The following is a 16897-nucleotide window of genomic DNA, read 5'->3' as shown; positions in this document are numbered from 1 at the left end:
TGTTGATTTCTTTTGAAATTTTAGCTACAGACATATTACACTCTGGATTGTCACCTTCTTAATAGAGGGATAAGGATTAGGAGTCCATCCATAGGTGGTCATAATACTTTCCCGAAAGAAATTAAAGGAAAAGAACATGAACAAACATCTAAAACGTTGCTGGACCAAATGGTCCACGATCATGTAACTCAACAGTTTTATTCAGAGCTGTCCAAAGTCGAGTAAATGAAAAGTTTTCTCCAACCTAAGGATTTTTAAAGCACATTGAGCTATTTCCGGAAGCGAATTGGAGTTTCTCCTTTTCTCAATAACTTTTCAAACAGGGCTTATTTATTGAAGAAAGTAGTACGACAAAGTTTGGCTTCCGGGTGAGCCTGGTTGTATTGAAAAAACTTGCCTTTGGTAAGTCCCGATATATGGTACTCACTAATAATCTGTTTCCAAGGGTGACGAGACATTACTTTTTCCTCTAAATTGACATAGAGAAATTCTGAGCCACCTGGGCTTTTGGCTCATCTATGTCTTGGAACTTTTACTTTGAAAAGGACTTTGACTACGCTATAAATTTTCTTATAGACTTATTGGTCATATAGGTCAGAACAAGCCTTGAGTAGGTTTCATTCAGATCGTTTTGTTCTTTAAATTTTTGTTCACTATTCACGCACCCGGAACTTAATACCTTTTTGATATGGCATTCTTAATATTGAGAAGGGGGTAAAATTAGCAATTTTCTAGGTTTTCTTTATTTTTATTTTCTTATGGTCTTTTTTTCTTCTTAACCCAATGATTTTAAAATTAAAAATAATCCAGGAAGGGTAGGAATGATTTCCCTGTTTGAAGGGATTGTGACCCTGTTATATTCGGTAAACCCGCTTCGATGTAGACAGAATAGCTTTCCTGCTCTGAAGGGATTAAGACTTCTTAAAGATAGAAGTCTTTACTTCCGCGTCGGAATGATTCCCCTGTTTTGAAGGGATTGAGACTGCCTCTGCACGTCTTCGTCATCGAATATCGAAGTAGGAATGACTTCCCTGCTTTGAAGAGATATATGAGTCTTGTCAGCCCAATGGGCTGACAAGACGGATACGGAGAGAAACCGAACCCGACTATTTTAACAGATTTAGAGGCATGCCAGGAACTTAGCTATTTTTTCGCCCTTTTCTCGTTCTTGTCCACAATCTCCTTGCGGGAGCCTTTGCAGATTCCAGAGGCTCTCGGGAAAAGCACCCCTGACGAAGGTTCATAAACCCCCAACAGCAACATCAGCAAGAACCCCACAGTAACTGAAAACTCCCCAGAATACTTTACTGTTACAACAGCTACCTACCCTACATAAAGTTCTCCACCGCAAGTGCCAGCTCTTTTACGTTTGAGACTCCAAGTTTTCTATATGCCGTTTGCCTATGGGTCTCTACAGTCCGTTTACTTAAGTCGAGTGCCTCAGCAATTTCTCTATTGCTTAACTCTTTTAAGGCTAAAGAAAGAATTTGTTTTTCTCTGTTAGTAAGACTGTCGAACCTTCTTTTGGCCTCCGGATAAGGAATTTTTAACTCTCTTTCAGAGACATCTCTAGCAACCAGAATTTCTATCAAATCTAGTAACTTCTCCGGATCTAAAGGTTTCTGCAAAAAATCGCATGCCCCTGACTTCATCGCTTCAACCGCCATCGGAACGTCTCCGTGGGCGGTTAAGAAAATCACGGGTACCGAAGAACCTCTAACGACCAACTCTCTTTGAACCTCCAATCCACTCATCCCCTCCATTTGAATGTCCAAGATAATGCAACCGGGAACCGAGGAGGCCTCATCAATCAAAAACTGCTCACCGCTGGAATAAACTTGAACCTTCCAGTCCTCATTCTCTAGCAAAAAACGAATAGCTTTTTGGACATCTTCGTCATCGTCAACAACTCTAATAACCGCGATATCTCTGATTTTTGTGTTCATGCTTATCTCTTAACTCTTCTTTGCAATAGGTAATGTGAAGGTTACCAACAATCCGCCCAAATCACTTCTCGATAAAGCTAAATTTCCTCCCGATTTCTCAACAAACGTCCTAACAATTGAAAGACCTAAGCCGAGTCCATCCGCTTTCGTAGATTTAAACCCCTGCTCAAAAGTTTGAAACTTATCATCCGGTATCCACGGGCCGTTGTCCCAGACCTTAATTTCTAAGAAGCCTGACGATTGAGGCTGAGCTGATATAAAAACGGCAGGAATCTGTGTTGGACTTACCGCCTCATAAGCATTTTTTATTAAGTTCGAAAAAATCAATTCGACTTCTAAAGGTTCACCATAGAGTTCAGTATCTTGAACCTCCGTCAGATCGAATTTGCATTCTTTATGGGAAATTTCAAAAATTTTAATCGTATGAACAAGCAAAGGTTTCAAATGAAAGAGCTGGGGGCAAGAAGTTTTATTTTTTACATAGTCTCTAACTTTCTGAATAATATCGTCAGCTCTGATTACTTGCTCCGTAATTTCCTTCAGTCCTCTTTGAAATTTTTCCGGATCCACTTTTTCTTTTTTGATCAACCGGCTCAAGCTGAAGGTATAGCACCTGATTGCATTCAAAGGCTGACGTAGTTCATGCGCGAATAGACTGCTCATCTGACTAATTGTTCCCAGCCTCTGCAGCTTTCCTAACTTCTCTTCCGTTAGTACCGCTTGTTTCTTCAGCTGTTCTTGCTTTTTAAGAGAAGCTGTAAGCTGGGCAGTGCGTTTTTGCACTAAATGTTCGGATCGAACCGAATGCAGAAGAAGGCCAATTACAAGACCTAGTGCTCCTAAAAAGACAAACCAATATTCGGCTAAAACCCTTGAGAAGGACCACTTCCGATCAGACGCATTTGCATCTCTGTCAATTAACCTAAGAACCTTATCTATTTGAGAAAAATCAGAGGCCGTTCCCCACAACATTCCTTGCTTGGTCGGAGGCAGACTCAAAAGAATAATACTCAGCTGCCGAGACAAACTAGCAGACACTGAAGGTAAGGTACCAATCGTAATATTCGGATAGAGGGCTGTGGAGTGAACACATCGAAAATTTGAGTGGATCTTGGGAAGAAGAACGTCTATCTCTAATGAGGAAATGGGTAATTTTTCCGATTCGGTTTCTAATTGGCAACCCGGAAGAATCACTGCGTCCCAATCTCCAAGGAGAAGTCCTTCGATTTGCCTGTCAAGACTAATGTCTTTTTTTAATTAAGCCTTTCTTGAATATCTCATATTCTTCGGCTAAGTTGTTTTTCTTTTCCCCGAATTCTCCGAATAACAGGAAGAGATTTTCTTCTCCATAGTTAGGATTGAAGAAAACTTTTCTTTCCTTCAGATCTTTCAAATGAGAAAGATTGCTGCCTTTGGCTCTGATGAACACCGCAGTACTTTTACCATAATTCGGATCTAAAGCCCTGTCCGACACCGCCGTAGCCAAATCTTTAACTCCGCTTTTGCCCATTGAAGAAAAGAAGGAGGCTGATGAAATGAATAAATCTACTTCATTGTTTTCTACAGCCGTCTTCAAGTTTTCAGTTGAAAAGACATTGACAATAATCTCTCTTTCCAACCTCTTGTTCAAAGCCGCAACCGTTTCTTTTACGAGAGTTTCCTCTCTTCCAAGAAGAATCGATTCTTCAATGCCTAGCCGTAAACTATTCATGGCCATGGCATGAACTGTCAGGAAAAAGTAAAGAAATAGAAAGAAAAGTGTCTTCTTCATGGCTGAATCAATGAATAGGCAGTTTCACCAGCAACTCTTCCAAAAGCTAAAGCTTTTCCGAATCCGCATCCCGGAGTGAAATTTTCTCCGTGGACACCTCCCATGATTTCACCAGCGGCCAAAACATTAGGGATGATTTGTCCATCGCTCCTTAATAATTGAGTCTTATCATTTACTTTCAAGCCGCAATAAGTTCCCATAATTCCAGAGGATGCGGGCATGACATAAAAAGGAGGTCTTTCAATTTTTACCGGCTTCCCGAAACCTCCGGATAAAGACTTACGACCAAAGGGCAGTCCCTCTCCTTTTTCTACCATTTCGTTGTAGTCGCGTATCGTTTTTTCCGTATTAATAGGATGAAGCCCGGCTCTGCGAGCCGCCTCTGCAATTGTGTCAGCAAAAAAAACATATGAAGAATGCTTATTTAAATTTTCCCAAAGCTTAGCTTCCGGAGGTCGGCTTTCTAACTGTCTTATGCGAATATTTTCATCAAAGACAATGAAACTTCTTCCATTAGTCTGCTGTAAGGCTATCAGGCCGATGTCCTTATACGAAATAGATTCATTCACGAATCTATGGCCGTCCTGATTGAGAATTACAGCGCCTCCATAGAAGATCATGGTGAAGTCATTCGGATCGGCGGCATTTTTGATGAATCCGTAAGAAGGTTTAATAAATTCCGTATCTATAAGTTGACCGCCCAATTCCAAACCGATCTTATGACCGTCACCGGTATTGCCGTTTCCGGAGAAGACTTGAATGTTCTCTAGATCGTTTAGATACTCCTGAAGCATCTTCCGATTATTTGCGAAACCGCCCGATGCCAACACTGTCACTGCCGTCCTGACTTCTAATCTTTGTCCCAAATACTCTAAGGTGACAGTCATTTTTTGAGAAACAGGACTTAATTCAATTTCCACAGCTCTTACGGAAGGAACAATTCGGACGTTTGCGTTACGGGCCTTATCTAATAGGAAGAAAACAATTTCATGCGGATTAAAAACGTGTCCTCTCGGAATATCGGAGCCTCCGGAAGCCCACAAACTCATCGGCTTAATATTGTTCTTATAAAGAAAGTCAAATTGCGCCCTTCCCGCCTCTACGAATTTCTGCACCAAGCTTGGATCATTTTTACCTCCGCCGGCTTGGATCAAATCTCTATAGAAAAGTTCCGGACTATCTGTTACATGATTAAGTCTCTGATACTCAGTGTCGGCTACGGAAAAATGTCCTCCGCACATCTTGCTTGAACCTCCTATGAGAGGTTCTTTTTCTACAAGCAAAATAGATTTGACGCCGAGTTCGGCTGCTCGGACAGCACACGATAACCCGGCAGCTCCGGAGCCAATTATTAGTAACTCCACTTCCCCGGGAAGCTGAGAAGTTTCTTTCTTTATGAATTCCGAAGCATCAGCTGAGGATAACAACCTGTCAGCCGAGGTCGGGCTTAAGAATAAGCATGGTAAGGCGAGAACAGTTCTTCTCAGCATCTGGATTTTTCCTTGGAAGTCTTTTTAAATTTTTATCAGATTAAGAAAGGATAGCCTCATCACGTCCTTTAAAACAACCCAATGTATTTTCCGTGCAAAAGTTTGATCTAGATCAACATACTTACGTATTTCGCTTTCTAGACTGAATCTTACTTAGAGAGGTAAGAAAACAACGAGTTATCTTCTCTGAGCTCCATTTAAGCTGAACAAGGAGAACCTTATGACACTATCTCGCAGAAATCTTTTGAAGACAGTCGGCTTAGGCACTTTAGCCACCCTTCCTTCTGTGCAGGCTAATGCAGCCGGCTTTGACAAAGAATATGACGTAGTCATCGTTGGAGGCGGCGGTGCGGGTCTCTCAGCAGCATGCAGAGCCGGCGAATTAGGTTTGAAAGCCATCGTATTGGAAAAGACCGGCTTGCTCGGCGGTTCAAGCCTCTTATGCGGCGGTCAGTTCTCTACTTTCGGAACAGATCTTCAAAAAGCCAAAGGCAAAACTGATACGGCCGATATTTTCTACAACGACATGATTAAGACCGGCAAAGGCAAGAACGATCCGAAAGTCGTCCGAGCTTTTGTGAATATGTCAAAGATTCAATATGACTTTTTAACTAAGACGTTAGACGTTCATCCTAGAGGCGTCATGGCCGCCTCCGGCATGAGTGTTCCACGCTCCCATACTTTCAACCCTCCGGAAGTTATCAAAGCTTTGACCAAGTATGCAAAAGATCGAGGAGTTGAAATTGTTCTTAACGCTAAAGCCAACCGCTTAGTTACTGAATGCGGAACCGGAAGAGTAATCGGAGTCAAGGCCACCATTAACAAGAAAGATGTGGTTCTCGGCGCTACCAAAGGGGTTGTTCTTGCTGCAGGCGGATTTTCCAGAAATCCGGAATTGCTTGCTAAATTTAATCCTATCATGGCTAAGGCCGATGCGATTTCAGGCGGCGGCACTCAAGGCGACGGCATCTTAATGGCTCAGGCAATCGGTGCGGATACGCTTGATACTACCTACATTAAAGCCTCTTACGGATTCAAGCTCAAACCTACAATCATTCAAGATATGAGCCTTATTACCTATAGCGGCGCCATCATGATTAACAAGGAAGGCAAACGCTTTACTGATGAATCTCAATCCTACAAGCTTCAAGGGGATGCTTCCTTAGCGCAGACCGACGGGTACTCATATCAGGTGTTTGATAAGAACATTCTTGATTATGACCTCAAGAATGATACGCAAGGCGTTGAAATGATGACAGCCTTAACCAACGATCCTGCCGGTCAGAAATGGGTTTATTTCGGCGAAACTATTGAAGAGGCTGCAAAGAAAGCCGGTTTAGATCCGAAACAGGTTAAAGAAACCGTTGAAAAGTACAACAAAGGCATCAAGGAAGGTAAAGATGAATTCGGCCGCACTTCACTGACCAGCGGTTTTGGGAAACCGGTTCCGTTAGAAAAAGGACCGTTCTACATCATGCCGACTACTGCCGCTTTGATCGGGACGTACTGTGGTCTGAAGATTAATGAAAAGGCTCAGGTCATTAATGTATTCGGTGAAGTCATACCTGCTTTGCATGCAGCCGGCGAATTGACCGGAGGCGTGCACGGTGCTGCATACATGACCGGAACAGCGTTCGGAAAAGCTATTTGCTTTGGCCGCATTGCCATCGACAGTATTGCAGGCAAGTAACTCGGTGCAGTAAAGAATTCTTTTGTTCAGGCAGATAATGACCTGAATGAAAGACAGAGACGGGAGACGCTGGTTTAAAGCTACCTCCCGAATTTGTTTAGGTTAGTTAAACACGAATTTAAGGTTTTCAGAGGTGATGTTGTATATGCCTTTGGGTTAAGCAGTAAAGTTTTCGGCCAATTTTAAAACCCTTCCGACAGCCTGATCCATATCGTAGTATTTGTAATCTCCCAAACGGCCAAGGAACGTGACATTTTCTAATTTGTCTGCAAGGGCCAGATACTTGGCATATAAGGCCTTGTTTTCTTCATTGATGATCGGGTAGTAACGTTCATTCTTTCCTAAAACAAACGGTTCCGGATATTCGTAAGAAACAACGGTAGAGTTACTCTGTGTTCCCAAGAAATACTTGTATTCACCAATACGAGTGAAGTCGTAGTTGCACGGGTAGTTAACCACTGAGTTACTTTGAAAATATGGACGATCGAATGTCAGGAAATCAAACTTTAAACTTCTATACGGTAATTCCCCATACTGATAGTCAAAGAACTCATCAATTGCGCCGGTAAAGAAACAATGGTCGAAATCTTTAAGCATTGATTTATCAAATGGCGTGTTGAGCCGGACTTCAATGTTGGGATGATCCAACATTTTTTCAAACATCGCCGTATAGCCATGAAGTGGAATTCCCTGATACTTAGCTTGGAAGTACCGATTATCACGACCGACAAATACCGGTACGCGTCCAGTCACTAAAGGATCCAAATCCTCTGGCTTAACTCCCCATTGCTTGACAGTGTAGTGCAGGAAAACTTTTTCGTATACGTACTCTGCTAAGAATTGCAAATCTTTATCCTTGCTTTCTCTTAACTTAAGAATTGGAACTTTCTTGTTGAATGGAAACTCGTTCAGCAAAGCCTCGATAAGAGACTGAGCCATTTTTTGAGGAAACAACTGCTCAATTGAATTAAAGTTAAAAGGAACGGGAACAAGCTGGCCATCAATGAGTGCTTTTACCTCATGTTGATAAGGATACCACTGAGTAAATTGAGACAAAAATTTCCATACTTCTTCGTTTTCTGTATGAAAGATATGCGTGCCATATTTATGGATATCTATTCCATTTTGATCCCAGAAGTCGTAACAATTCCCACCTAGCTCCGCTCGCTGGTCAATTACCACGACAGAATTTCCAGCCTCTGCCATCTTCCGAGCAAGTGCGATATTCGAAATCCCTGCTCCTACTAATAAAAATTTCATTACCAATCCTTTTTTAATATGTTTTTATGAATTATCAAAATGCTCTCAAAAGCGGTTGACTTCTGAACAAATCAGAACCATCCCAAAAAACGACTAGACATTTTGCTCAATGTAATTCAAGATATTTTCTGATGGTCTTCCTTTCCCGAGAAGAATCTTTCTAAGCTTTTCTCTCTCTTCAAATAAAGGGTCTTTACCATCCACCAAAATTGTTCGAATAACCGTTTGTAGGGAAGGTAAATTTTCAATAGATAAGCGATAACTACCGGACGCGACCTTTGCACCCAAAGTAGTAAACTCCATATGATGATTTGAATCCAACCAAACAATTGGCTTATGCGTAACTAAATAAGAAGCCAAAAAGCTTATTCCGTCTGTTAGTAAGAGATCGCTAGCATCAAAATCATAATGCGGAGAAGAATGTGTTGAAAAAGAAAAGTTTGGCAACTCTTTAAATCTATTCATAACACTTTCATATTGTTCATTTGTCATCTTTCCACTTGAAACAAGATTTGTCTTGAACAAGGGATGTGGACGAAAAATGATATTGAATGTGTCCTTATTCTCTTCCAAAAATTTTAATATTTCGTTGTGTGTTTCGATAAAGGTAGCAAAACCCAACCAGTTCTTGTCAAAGCTATGGTGAGGAGCCCAAAGAATCGTCTTAATATTCTTTTCTGGTCTTGACGAAGCACTGAGCTGGCCAGTCAGATGCTCGTATTTAGGAAGCCCGGTCGGAACAATATTTATTCCTCTCATTAAAGAAGAATTTTTAAAATTATCAAAAACTTCGGTAGCATCTTCCACAAAAATTGCCCATGCTTTTCTATGAAACTCTTGATCACAGTGGTAGTCGACCGGATCTTCAGGAGTAAAATGTCTTAAAAATTGAATTCCGTAGTAAGGAGCATAGCAAACCTTGCTAAATCTCAACCTCTCAATACTGAATTCTTCATCTATGTCTCGTTCCCAAGGAGATTGTCTAAAGATAACGTCTGGATATATAGATTTTAAATAATCCAGACCTTCTCCTGGATTTAGCTTTTCGAAACGCAAATGCTCGATTCCTAGACTTTGAAGGGCGATATGCTGACTTTCAACATTAGTCTGAGAGGACGAGAATTTGTTTCTGATAGCAATAACAACTACCCGATGCTCCCTTCTTTGAGCTTCATAAATAATTGGAAGAATTGCATCTATAGCTGCAACGTTATGAATGAGAAATACAATTCTTTTCCGTTCTGCGGGAACCGAAACTCTTTGAAAAAGACAGGACAGAGAGTTTTCTAACCTCTGAACTTGAGAAGAGACGTGGGAGGAAATTTGGAAAGAAACGTTTTTTAAATTCTCAACCTCAGCCTCTTCTCTACGTCTCCTCTCCTTCTCTAACTCTTGTTGCGTTCTATCTAATTTTTCCTCTAAAATTCGGAATTCATCTGAGAGTGAATCTAATTTACCAACCATTTGAAAAAAATCAGCTCTCAATTTATCATTTTCGGCTATCACATTTTGATGAGATAGAAGCAATTCTTCTTTAATGATTCGGCTAAGAACTGTTTCTATTTTTTCAATTCGAAGAAACTTCTTTAAGGTTGAATTCATTTGTACTTAACAAGATTTGAGATTTTGTCTTTTAAAGTTAGTGTGAGAATTCGACTTAAATTTAGCTTACTAAAAGCTTTAGCTACTAAAAATATCGAAATTCAATAAAATAAATGGCTCGTCAAATTCTTTATTAATAATTGAAATACAAAGGACAAATCTCTGAGGGGACTCCATCCATTTTGATTTTACCATGCTCGAGCCAAATTACCCTAGTACAGCATCTCTCAATCAAAGCTCGAGAGTGACTTGCAATTACAAGTATATTGGTCCGTTGGATGAGTTTGTTAAGTCTTTCTTCTGCCCTTGCTTGGAAATTGTTATCTCCAACGGAAAGCCATTCATCCATCAATAATATTTCGGGAGATATCATTGTAGATACCGCAAAAGCGAGGCGTAAATGCATACCCGTAGAATAAGTCCGAACGGGCATATTGATAAAATCTCCTAACTCTGTAAATTCAATTAAAGATTGTAAGTCGCGATCTACCTGTTTTTTAGGCACTCCTAGAAGGGCAGCACGAAGATATATGTTTTCAATTCCAGTAGCTTCTCCATCTATACCTAGAGAAATATCGATAAGAGAACCTATTTTTCCATCTATTTTAATTTCTCCGCTAGATGGAGCATAGACCTTACCAAGAACTCTTAAAAGAGTACTTTTCCCAGAACCATTATGACCAATAATTCCCACTCTTTCCAATGGAGCAATCTGCAAATCAATGTTGTCTAATGAACGAATAACGGTTTTTCCCGCTTCCGTCAATCCTATTCTTCCACCAGTAGCGATCCCCATCATTGTTTTTTTTAGAGATCTTCCCTGCGAATTGTAGACAGGAATATCTACACACACTTTCTTCAATATAATCTTTCCCATCATTTACAACCAATACGCAATTCGAGAGCGATACTTATCAAAAAGAATTCCTGCAAAAACCCAACCCACAATAGTTATTAAAAGAGTGATGCCCCAATTCAAGGAAGTCGGCGATTCTCCTAGTAGCGGACACCTAAGTATCTGCATGAAATGATAAAACGGATTTGGATCCAAAACCATCAGACTTGCACGCGCAGGCAAAGCTGAAGGCATCCAAATAATTGGTGTTACATAAAAGAAAATTTGGAGAATGCTTGTCATAATCTGTGTCAGATCGCGATAGCGCGAACAAATGATTCCAATGCTCAGAGACGCCCAAAGCAGATTTAGCAATAAAATTGCTAAGCCTGGAATTAAATACAAAGACTCCCAAGTTAAAGGACGTTGAACACAAATTAAAACTATTGGGAAAATGATCAAATTATGCAAAAAGATATAAAAGTTTCTCGCCACCATTCTTATTACATGCGTAAACAGTGGGATAGGAAGCTGTTTAATGATTGGCTCTGAGCTAGAAAAAACCGTAGTCGCCTCAGTTAAGGTTGATGAAATGAATCCCCATAAAATTAATCCAGCCGATAAGAAGGGCAAGAAATCGTATAAGGGAGTTTTAAAAATCGTTCCAAAAATACTCCCAAGACAGGCAATCATAACTCCTGTAGAAATAGTAATCCAAAAAGGACCCAAAGTAGATCTTCTGTACCTCTGACGAATATCGGATTTCGCCAAATAAAGAGGCAAATAGATGTTCTTGATGGCAGCCAAAATATCTATTTTGCCCTCTCGGTTAGCATTTAATTTGATCATTAGCAGTTATAAAAAAAGATTACCAGTAAAGCGCACATTCTACCTCTCCCAATGAGAGAGGCCTTTAAATCGGATGGGCGTCCTTCGCCATTGCAAAAAAACGCCCAAAAAGCCATCTTAATTGTTTTGAAAACGATGGCTAAATGTTATGAGTTACACAGTTTGGCCGACACATCTCTAAAAATTGAGACTATACCCAATACTCTTATTTTATACGAGCAACCATATTTTCAAAATCTTTAAAATCATAAGAATTTAGGTTATTTCTCTTCCACCAAGATAGAAGATCTTGAGCTTCGCTTTTATCTTCTGTAAGAGAAAACCAGAAATAAGACTGCTCATACAATATGTTATTCAAGTATTTCTTTAGAACTTCGTTGTTTTGCAACGAATAGTATTCTCTTATCTTTTTCAGAATCGTCAAATTCATGTTGGCTCTTTTTTTCGCAACTGTGATATCCACGCTCTGCCCCGGACGTCCAACAAGATAGTCATAAAGAAATATATTCTGATATTGAACTTTTTTTACATTATGTAGAGGATATGTAATAAATTCCTGATCCACATAAAAAGAATTCTCAGAAATTTTTCTACCCATTTTTTTGAGAATTTCTGTTCTATAAGTAATTGAGTGCATATGTGCGTAAGAGGTAAAGCCTAACAATGAAAGCATGCTATTGTAAAAATCAGAACTTTCGTAAGTCTTGCCTTCTTCAAGTCTCTCACTGTAAGAAACACCTAATGTGACGTTTCCAGATTCATCAAACCTCCGATAGTTTGTCACAATTAAATCGGCATCCGATTTATATAGAAAAAGTAAATGCTGAAGTAGAGAGATTGGTGACAAAAAATCATCCGCATCTACGAGTTTGAAAAATTTACCTGTTGATGCTGCAATCCCTGCATTTATACAAGATCCATGGCCACCATTTTCTTTTGTTATAACCTTTAGATTATCGAACCTTTGAAGTTGTCCTTTAAGAATTTCCGGGGTGTAATCCTTAGAACCATCATTAACCGCAATAATTTCTATCAATTTAGCGAAACACGGATGGGCAAGAACATCCAAGCTCCGTGTAATGTACTTATCCATGTTATAAGTAGGAATCACAATCGAAAGAAGTGGTTGCTCTAAAGATAAAGGGAAACTTTCTCTATATCTCTTTTCGAAGAGCTCCATGATTTCGGCGCCCCTGCTCCTCCACGAGTTCGCGGCCGCACACTCCTTTAGTTTATTCTTAAAGTCACTATCTTTTGACAAACTCAATGCCTTCTCAACATCCTTTAAGAATTGTTCATGGCTGTAAGAGACAAAAACAGGTGGATACTTTTCGCACTCAGGTAAGCCAGACGCAACCACAGGAATTCCTTGAGCCATATGCTCAAACATTTTCACAGGTGAAACAGTCTTGGATAATTCATAATCCCTAAAAGGAACGATAGCCACGGCAAAATACTGACTAAAGTATTTCAAATTTGAATACTTTTGAGCAGGGACAATCGTCACATTTTTGATCTCTGAAACTTTGCTTTTTGCGAACGCTCCATGCCCTTGCTCATAATCGTAGCCGATCATCACAACTTGACATTCTGGAAAATTCGTTGCGACTTTACGGATTAACTCATAATCTAACCACGAAGCAAAACCTCCATAAAAACCGACAATGGGTCTTTTTTCTTTGACCAAAGAGGCAATCTCCTGAGGTAATACCTTCAAGGTTTCGTTATTTACCTCCCAATCCTCTATTTTTGCCGCGTTTGGAGATAAAATAACATTACCTTTCCTTCTTTCTTTCACTTTTTCATACAGCAAATCAGCCGTCGTAAGAACTATAACGTCCTCATCCTTGAGAATCTGGCTATGCCTGTCTAAGATAGTCTGATTAATAGAGTGAAAAATTTCTGGAGAAAGTTCATCATGCATCTCGTACATGAACTCAAATCCTAGCTCCTTAATAAAACTAATTTCCTCTAATGTCATTCCTGGCTCTGTTGCAATAATCTGATAGAACTTAAATCCATTAAACTCCTGAGCAACTATTTCCAACAATTCTTTTACGAAAGCTCGAGAATCTACATTAAAGAGAACTAAATTTTTGTTAATGAACTTTAAAGAGGAAGTTGTGTCTCCAGAGAAAGCTTGATTAGCTCCACATAAAACTAGATATCCCTTCTCCATAAAGTATTCTGCTATATGATGGCTTCTTTGTTTTACACAATCAAACCATCCAATGCATTGGGAACCTTGAACATACACCCCTCTGTAGTTGCCGGTATGAAGCATCTGAATAAGGTTTGTCAAATTGAAAAAATCTTTCGGGTGCAGAACATTCTCAGGAAGTTTTGGCAGCTCCTCGATCCTTTGCCCGTCCTCTAAAATTCTCTTAGCGATTTGTTTTTTTATATAATTTTTCCCTTTTCGAGCAAGAAGTGGGAAACCTCCAGTTCGCACTGTACGAATACTTTTAGCAATCAATTGCTTCATCGTTGAACCTTTTTTCTTTATTTGAATAATCTAAATATGACCTTATATCATTGATTTTGGATGCTTTTGTTAGCCTATAAGTTTCCTCGAAGTTTTTAAGAATAATTAAAGATAGCTTCGGAAAGATTACTTATTCTATAAATTTTGCAGCAGTTAAAAAGCTTACACTTTGAATTGCTCTTCTTTCAAAAAAGCAAGAAGTTGCTTGGCTCTTGCGTTCCAACTATTGCATCGAGCTTCTTCATTCAATATTTTGCGATACCACAGTTCATTTTTAAGTTGAAGTGCATATTCAAGCTTTTTTATAAATCCGTCATGAGTTTGAGAAACCAAACACGACCTATATTTCAAAACTTCTGATGTTTCTGTTGAAACTATCGGTTTTCCAAGTGCCATGTATTCAAAGAGTTTTATAGGGGAAACACAATTTGACAACTCAGACTGTTCAAAGGGAATAATAGAAATGTCATAAGCCTGTGCCGCTTGAGGGAGAAAATCGTAATCCACAGGTCCGGCATAGAATACATTCTGAGAAGATAAGAGTCCGCTTTTTTTTAAAGAATCATCATATTGTTGGCCTATTATCAACAAAAAGTAGTCACCGGTTTTTGAGATCTTCTTTAACAAGTCATAATCTATCCATTTTGCCAAGGCGCCATGATATCCAATAACCGGCAAATTATGCGAATTTCTACCTTTTAACTCTTTATAAAAAGCTGAATTTTTATTAGGTTTGTCAGAGCTTTTCCAATGCTCCAAATTCACACCATTTGGTGACAGCAACACATTTGCTCTATTAATACTTACTTCTTTTTTTAGCGCATCAGCAGTACAGCAAACAAAGATACCTTCATCTTGAAGAATCCTTTTATGCCGTTCATAAATCTTTTCTGGAATATCCCCCGAAATATTTTCATGAAACGGATCAATATATTCATATAATATTGAAAAACCCATTTCTTTGAATCTGTTCACATCTTCAATTGAAAAAGTAAAATCGGTGGATTGCAATCTAACTATTACCTTTTTAGTTTGCGCCGAACATAATTTTTCAATATCTTTTACTAATGGTCGAATATATGGGTTAATTAAGATATGGTGAGGTGAAATCTTTCTTACGAATCGCACATTATCTACCTGAGGCAAAGATCCCGATATAACTAAGCCGTCCAATTTAGAAAACTCTGTAGCGATCTGCCGATACCGCTGCACCAGTCTTCCATTCCATTCGAGCTTACCAGCAGAATAATCAACGAATTCATATCTGGAAGAGAATAATGACTCTAAGTCTTCCTTATTAAAAAAAAATGGATAACACAAATTATCCAGAGCAGTCCTTAGTCTTAGCACAAGACGATTAAACGCAACTTGAATTATAGATATCCCATACCTATCGTATCTTCTTTTAACCTGACGATAGGCGTGAGAAATCTTTCTGGCACTAATACTTTTCATTAACTATGATCTAATGTGTTTCTCTAGGAAATTTACGATCTGTTTAGAGGCAGTCCCATCGCCAAAAGGACTTGGAATGGCTGCTATCCTCGCATGCTCTTTTAAGTCAACCAAAAATTTATTGGCCGTACTAAAGATTCTACTGGCATCTGTTCCTACAAGAAGATTGACCCCTGCCTCAACCCCTTCAGGACGTTCGGTAACATCTCGCATAACCAACACAGGCTTTCCAAGAGATGGAGCTTCCTCCTGTATTCCTCCTGAGTCAGTAAGGACAAGATATGATTTATTTACAAGATAAACAAAGGTCTCATAATCCAAAGGATCAATAAGAATAATCCCTTTATGATTATTTAAGTGAGCAAATACCACTTTCCTCACATTTGGATTTAAATGGACCGGATAAACTATTCTATCTTCAGGGAAAGCCGCTGAAAGTTTTTCAATTGCCGCACAAATATGTTCAAAGCCGTCCCCGAAACTCTCCCTTCTGTGGGCAGTCACTAAAATGATTCGTCTATTTTGTGATATAGCGTCTTCAATCTCTAGAGGTAGCTTGGGGGGTTCTTTCTCTAACTTTGCACACATCCATTTCAAAGAATCAATTACCGTATTGCCACTTACAAGGATTTTGTCTTCCGGGATACCCTCCGACAATAGATTATTTTTAGACAACGATGTCGGTGCAAAGTGCCAAGTTGCAACTAATCCAGTTATTTTCCTATTCAGCTCCTCAGGAAAAGGAGAGTAAATATTGTGGCTTCTGAGTCCAGCTTCAACGTGTCCTACAGGAATACGACGATAAAAAGCAACTAAACTAGCTACTTGAACTGTAGTTGTGTCACCCTGAACCAAAATGCAATCCGGCTCTTCCTTCTCAAGAAGACCGTCTATGGCCTCAAAAAGGCGTGCACTCATCCCGCTAAGTGACTGGCCTGACGTCATAACTTTCAAGTCAATATCTGGAGCTAAGTCAAATGAAGTAAGAGCCTGTGCAAGCATTTCTTTATGTTGCCCAGATGACACGAGAATTGGATTAAAACCTTTCCTCAACTTCAATTCTTTGTAAACAGGAGCCATTTTGATAGCTTCTGGTCGCGTGCCAACAAAAACGAGAACCTTCTTCTCCACAATTTCACCTTCTTTTTTCAAAAGAATAAATATTACGCATGTTACTTCTCTACACAATATGCGGATTTTTGTGAAGGTTAACACAACTTTTGCTTTTAAATTCGCCTTTGAAAGTGAGTACCGATGAATTTGAGCATAATCGATGATTGTCAAGCGACTTTCTCGTTAATTTGAACTTATTTACAAATCTTTGCATTAAAACTTTCTCAACTTTCTGCACTATAGCAATCTATTAACCGTTTGAAGCTTTCTCAATGTCAGTTTTCTGTTGATTTGTTTTTTTGGGCCTATCGATTCTTCTCTTAGGAGTTGGGTCCGCGATCGGATGCAGTCTCGGTCTACCTGGCTTTCGTTTGGCAGTTGGATCTGGCGTTTAAAAATTT

Annotated in this window: 13 protein-coding genes; 1 reads left to right on the top strand and 12 read right to left on the bottom strand. The window is 39.4% G+C overall.

Translation table 11 applies throughout. From position 1 onward, the window contains the following. Nucleotides 1–326: 326 nt before the first annotated feature. The 5 genes from ADH67_RS13600 to ADH67_RS02205 all read right to left on the bottom strand — a co-directional run bounded on the left by ADH67_RS13600 (nt 327) and on the right by ADH67_RS02205 (nt 5207). Nucleotides 327–458 carry a hypothetical protein gene (locus ADH67_RS13600; protein WP_255202397.1) on the bottom strand — a complete coding sequence of 44 codons (132 nt, stop codon included), beginning with the start codon at nt 456–458 and terminating at the stop codon, nt 327–329. Nucleotides 459–1328: 870 nt separating this feature from the next. After that, a complete protein-coding gene (locus ADH67_RS02220; RefSeq protein WP_066591210.1) occupies nt 1329–1946 on the bottom strand; it encodes a response regulator transcription factor in 618 nt (205 codons plus the stop codon). A 9-nt stretch (nt 1947–1955) separates the two neighbouring features. Beyond that, entirely contained in the window at nt 1956–3140 is a 1185-nt protein-coding gene (locus tag ADH67_RS02215) for a sensor histidine kinase (RefSeq protein ID WP_066591207.1), read from the bottom strand. Between the two features lie 46 nt (nt 3141–3186). After that, complete coding sequence (locus ADH67_RS02210; protein WP_066591206.1) at nt 3187–3717, bottom strand: type 2 periplasmic-binding domain-containing protein; 531 nt, start codon at nt 3715–3717, stop codon at nt 3187–3189. Then, nucleotides 3714–5207: an FAD-dependent oxidoreductase gene (locus tag ADH67_RS02205; RefSeq protein ID WP_066591205.1), complete on the bottom strand. Its 1494-nt coding sequence runs from the start codon at nt 5205–5207 to the stop codon at nt 3714–3716. Before ADH67_RS02205 ends, ADH67_RS02210 begins: the two co-directional genes overlap by 4 nt. A 220-nt stretch (nt 5208–5427) precedes the next feature. Between ADH67_RS02205 and ADH67_RS02200 the strand changes: the two genes are divergently transcribed. Continuing rightward, a complete protein-coding gene (locus tag ADH67_RS02200) occupies nt 5428–6897 on the top strand; it encodes an FAD-dependent oxidoreductase (protein WP_084081412.1) in 1470 nt (489 codons plus the stop codon). 156 nt (nt 6898–7053) lie between these two features. Here the strand turns inward: ADH67_RS02200 and glf are convergent, their stop codons facing one another. The 7 genes from glf to wecB form a co-directional block, all read right to left on the bottom strand. Next, nucleotides 7054–8157 (bottom strand): UDP-galactopyranose mutase, encoded by a 1104-nt coding sequence (glf, locus tag ADH67_RS02195; protein WP_084081411.1) that lies wholly within the window; start codon nt 8155–8157, stop codon nt 7054–7056. Nucleotides 8158–8250: 93 nt separating this feature from the next. Further along, nucleotides 8251–9759: a hypothetical protein gene (locus ADH67_RS02190; RefSeq protein WP_066591202.1), complete on the bottom strand. Its 1509-nt coding sequence runs from the start codon at nt 9757–9759 to the stop codon at nt 8251–8253. A 133-nt stretch (nt 9760–9892) separates the two neighbouring features. Then, nucleotides 9893–10636: an ABC transporter ATP-binding protein gene (locus ADH67_RS02185; protein WP_066595614.1), complete on the bottom strand. Its 744-nt coding sequence runs from the start codon at nt 10634–10636 to the stop codon at nt 9893–9895. 3 nt (nt 10637–10639) lie between these two features. Further along, a complete protein-coding gene (locus ADH67_RS02180; RefSeq protein WP_084081410.1) occupies nt 10640–11443 on the bottom strand; it encodes an ABC transporter permease in 804 nt (267 codons plus the stop codon). A 205-nt stretch (nt 11444–11648) separates the two neighbouring features. Further along, on the bottom strand, nt 11649–13928 hold the full coding sequence (locus ADH67_RS02175; protein WP_066591201.1) for a glycosyltransferase: 2280 nt from the start codon (nt 13926–13928) through the stop codon (nt 11649–11651). 162 nt (nt 13929–14090) lie between these two features. Further along, the gene (locus tag ADH67_RS02170) at nt 14091–15383 is read right to left on the bottom strand and encodes a glycosyltransferase (RefSeq protein WP_066591200.1); all 1293 of its coding nucleotides are present in this window, start codon (nt 15381–15383) and stop codon (nt 14091–14093) included. A gap of 3 nt (nt 15384–15386) precedes the next feature. Beyond that, on the bottom strand, nt 15387–16667 hold the full coding sequence (gene wecB / locus ADH67_RS02165) for a non-hydrolyzing UDP-N-acetylglucosamine 2-epimerase (RefSeq protein ID WP_236578448.1): 1281 nt from the start codon (nt 16665–16667) through the stop codon (nt 15387–15389). Nucleotides 16668–16897 lie beyond the last annotated feature (230 nt).

Source organism: Turicimonas muris (assembly GCF_002221595.1).
GTDB lineage: Bacteria > Pseudomonadota > Gammaproteobacteria > Burkholderiales > Burkholderiaceae_F > Turicimonas > Turicimonas muris.
Note: the sequence above shows the minus strand (reverse complement) of the source record. Positions and strands in the feature narration are given on the sequence as shown.

Excerpts from the sequence above, each read along its gene's own strand:
- ADH67_RS02180 (WP_084081410.1), bottom strand. The coding sequence starts at position 11,443 with ATGATCAAATTAAATGCTAACCGAGAGGGCAAAATAGATATTTTGGCT.
- ADH67_RS02200 (WP_084081412.1), top strand. The coding sequence starts at position 5,428 with ATGACACTATCTCGCAGAAATCTTTTGAAGACAGTCGGCTTAGGCACT.
- ADH67_RS02205 (WP_066591205.1), bottom strand. The coding sequence starts at position 5,207 with ATGCTGAGAAGAACTGTTCTCGCCTTACCATGCTTATTCTTAAGCCCG.
- ADH67_RS02190 (WP_066591202.1), bottom strand. The coding sequence starts at position 9,759 with ATGAATTCAACCTTAAAGAAGTTTCTTCGAATTGAAAAAATAGAAACA.
- ADH67_RS02210 (WP_066591206.1), bottom strand. The coding sequence starts at position 3,717 with ATGAAGAAGACACTTTTCTTTCTATTTCTTTACTTTTTCCTGACAGTT.
- ADH67_RS02220 (WP_066591210.1), bottom strand. The coding sequence starts at position 1,946 with ATGAACACAAAAATCAGAGATATCGCGGTTATTAGAGTTGTTGACGAT.
- ADH67_RS02170 (WP_066591200.1), bottom strand. The coding sequence starts at position 15,383 with ATGAAAAGTATTAGTGCCAGAAAGATTTCTCACGCCTATCGTCAGGTT.
- glf (WP_084081411.1), bottom strand. The coding sequence starts at position 8,157 with ATGAAATTTTTATTAGTAGGAGCAGGGATTTCGAATATCGCACTTGCT.
- ADH67_RS02185 (WP_066595614.1), bottom strand. The coding sequence starts at position 10,636 with ATGGGAAAGATTATATTGAAGAAAGTGTGTGTAGATATTCCTGTCTAC.
- ADH67_RS02175 (WP_066591201.1), bottom strand. The coding sequence starts at position 13,928 with ATGAAGCAATTGATTGCTAAAAGTATTCGTACAGTGCGAACTGGAGGT.
- ADH67_RS13600 (WP_255202397.1), bottom strand. The coding sequence starts at position 458 with ATGTCTCGTCACCCTTGGAAACAGATTATTAGTGAGTACCATATATCG.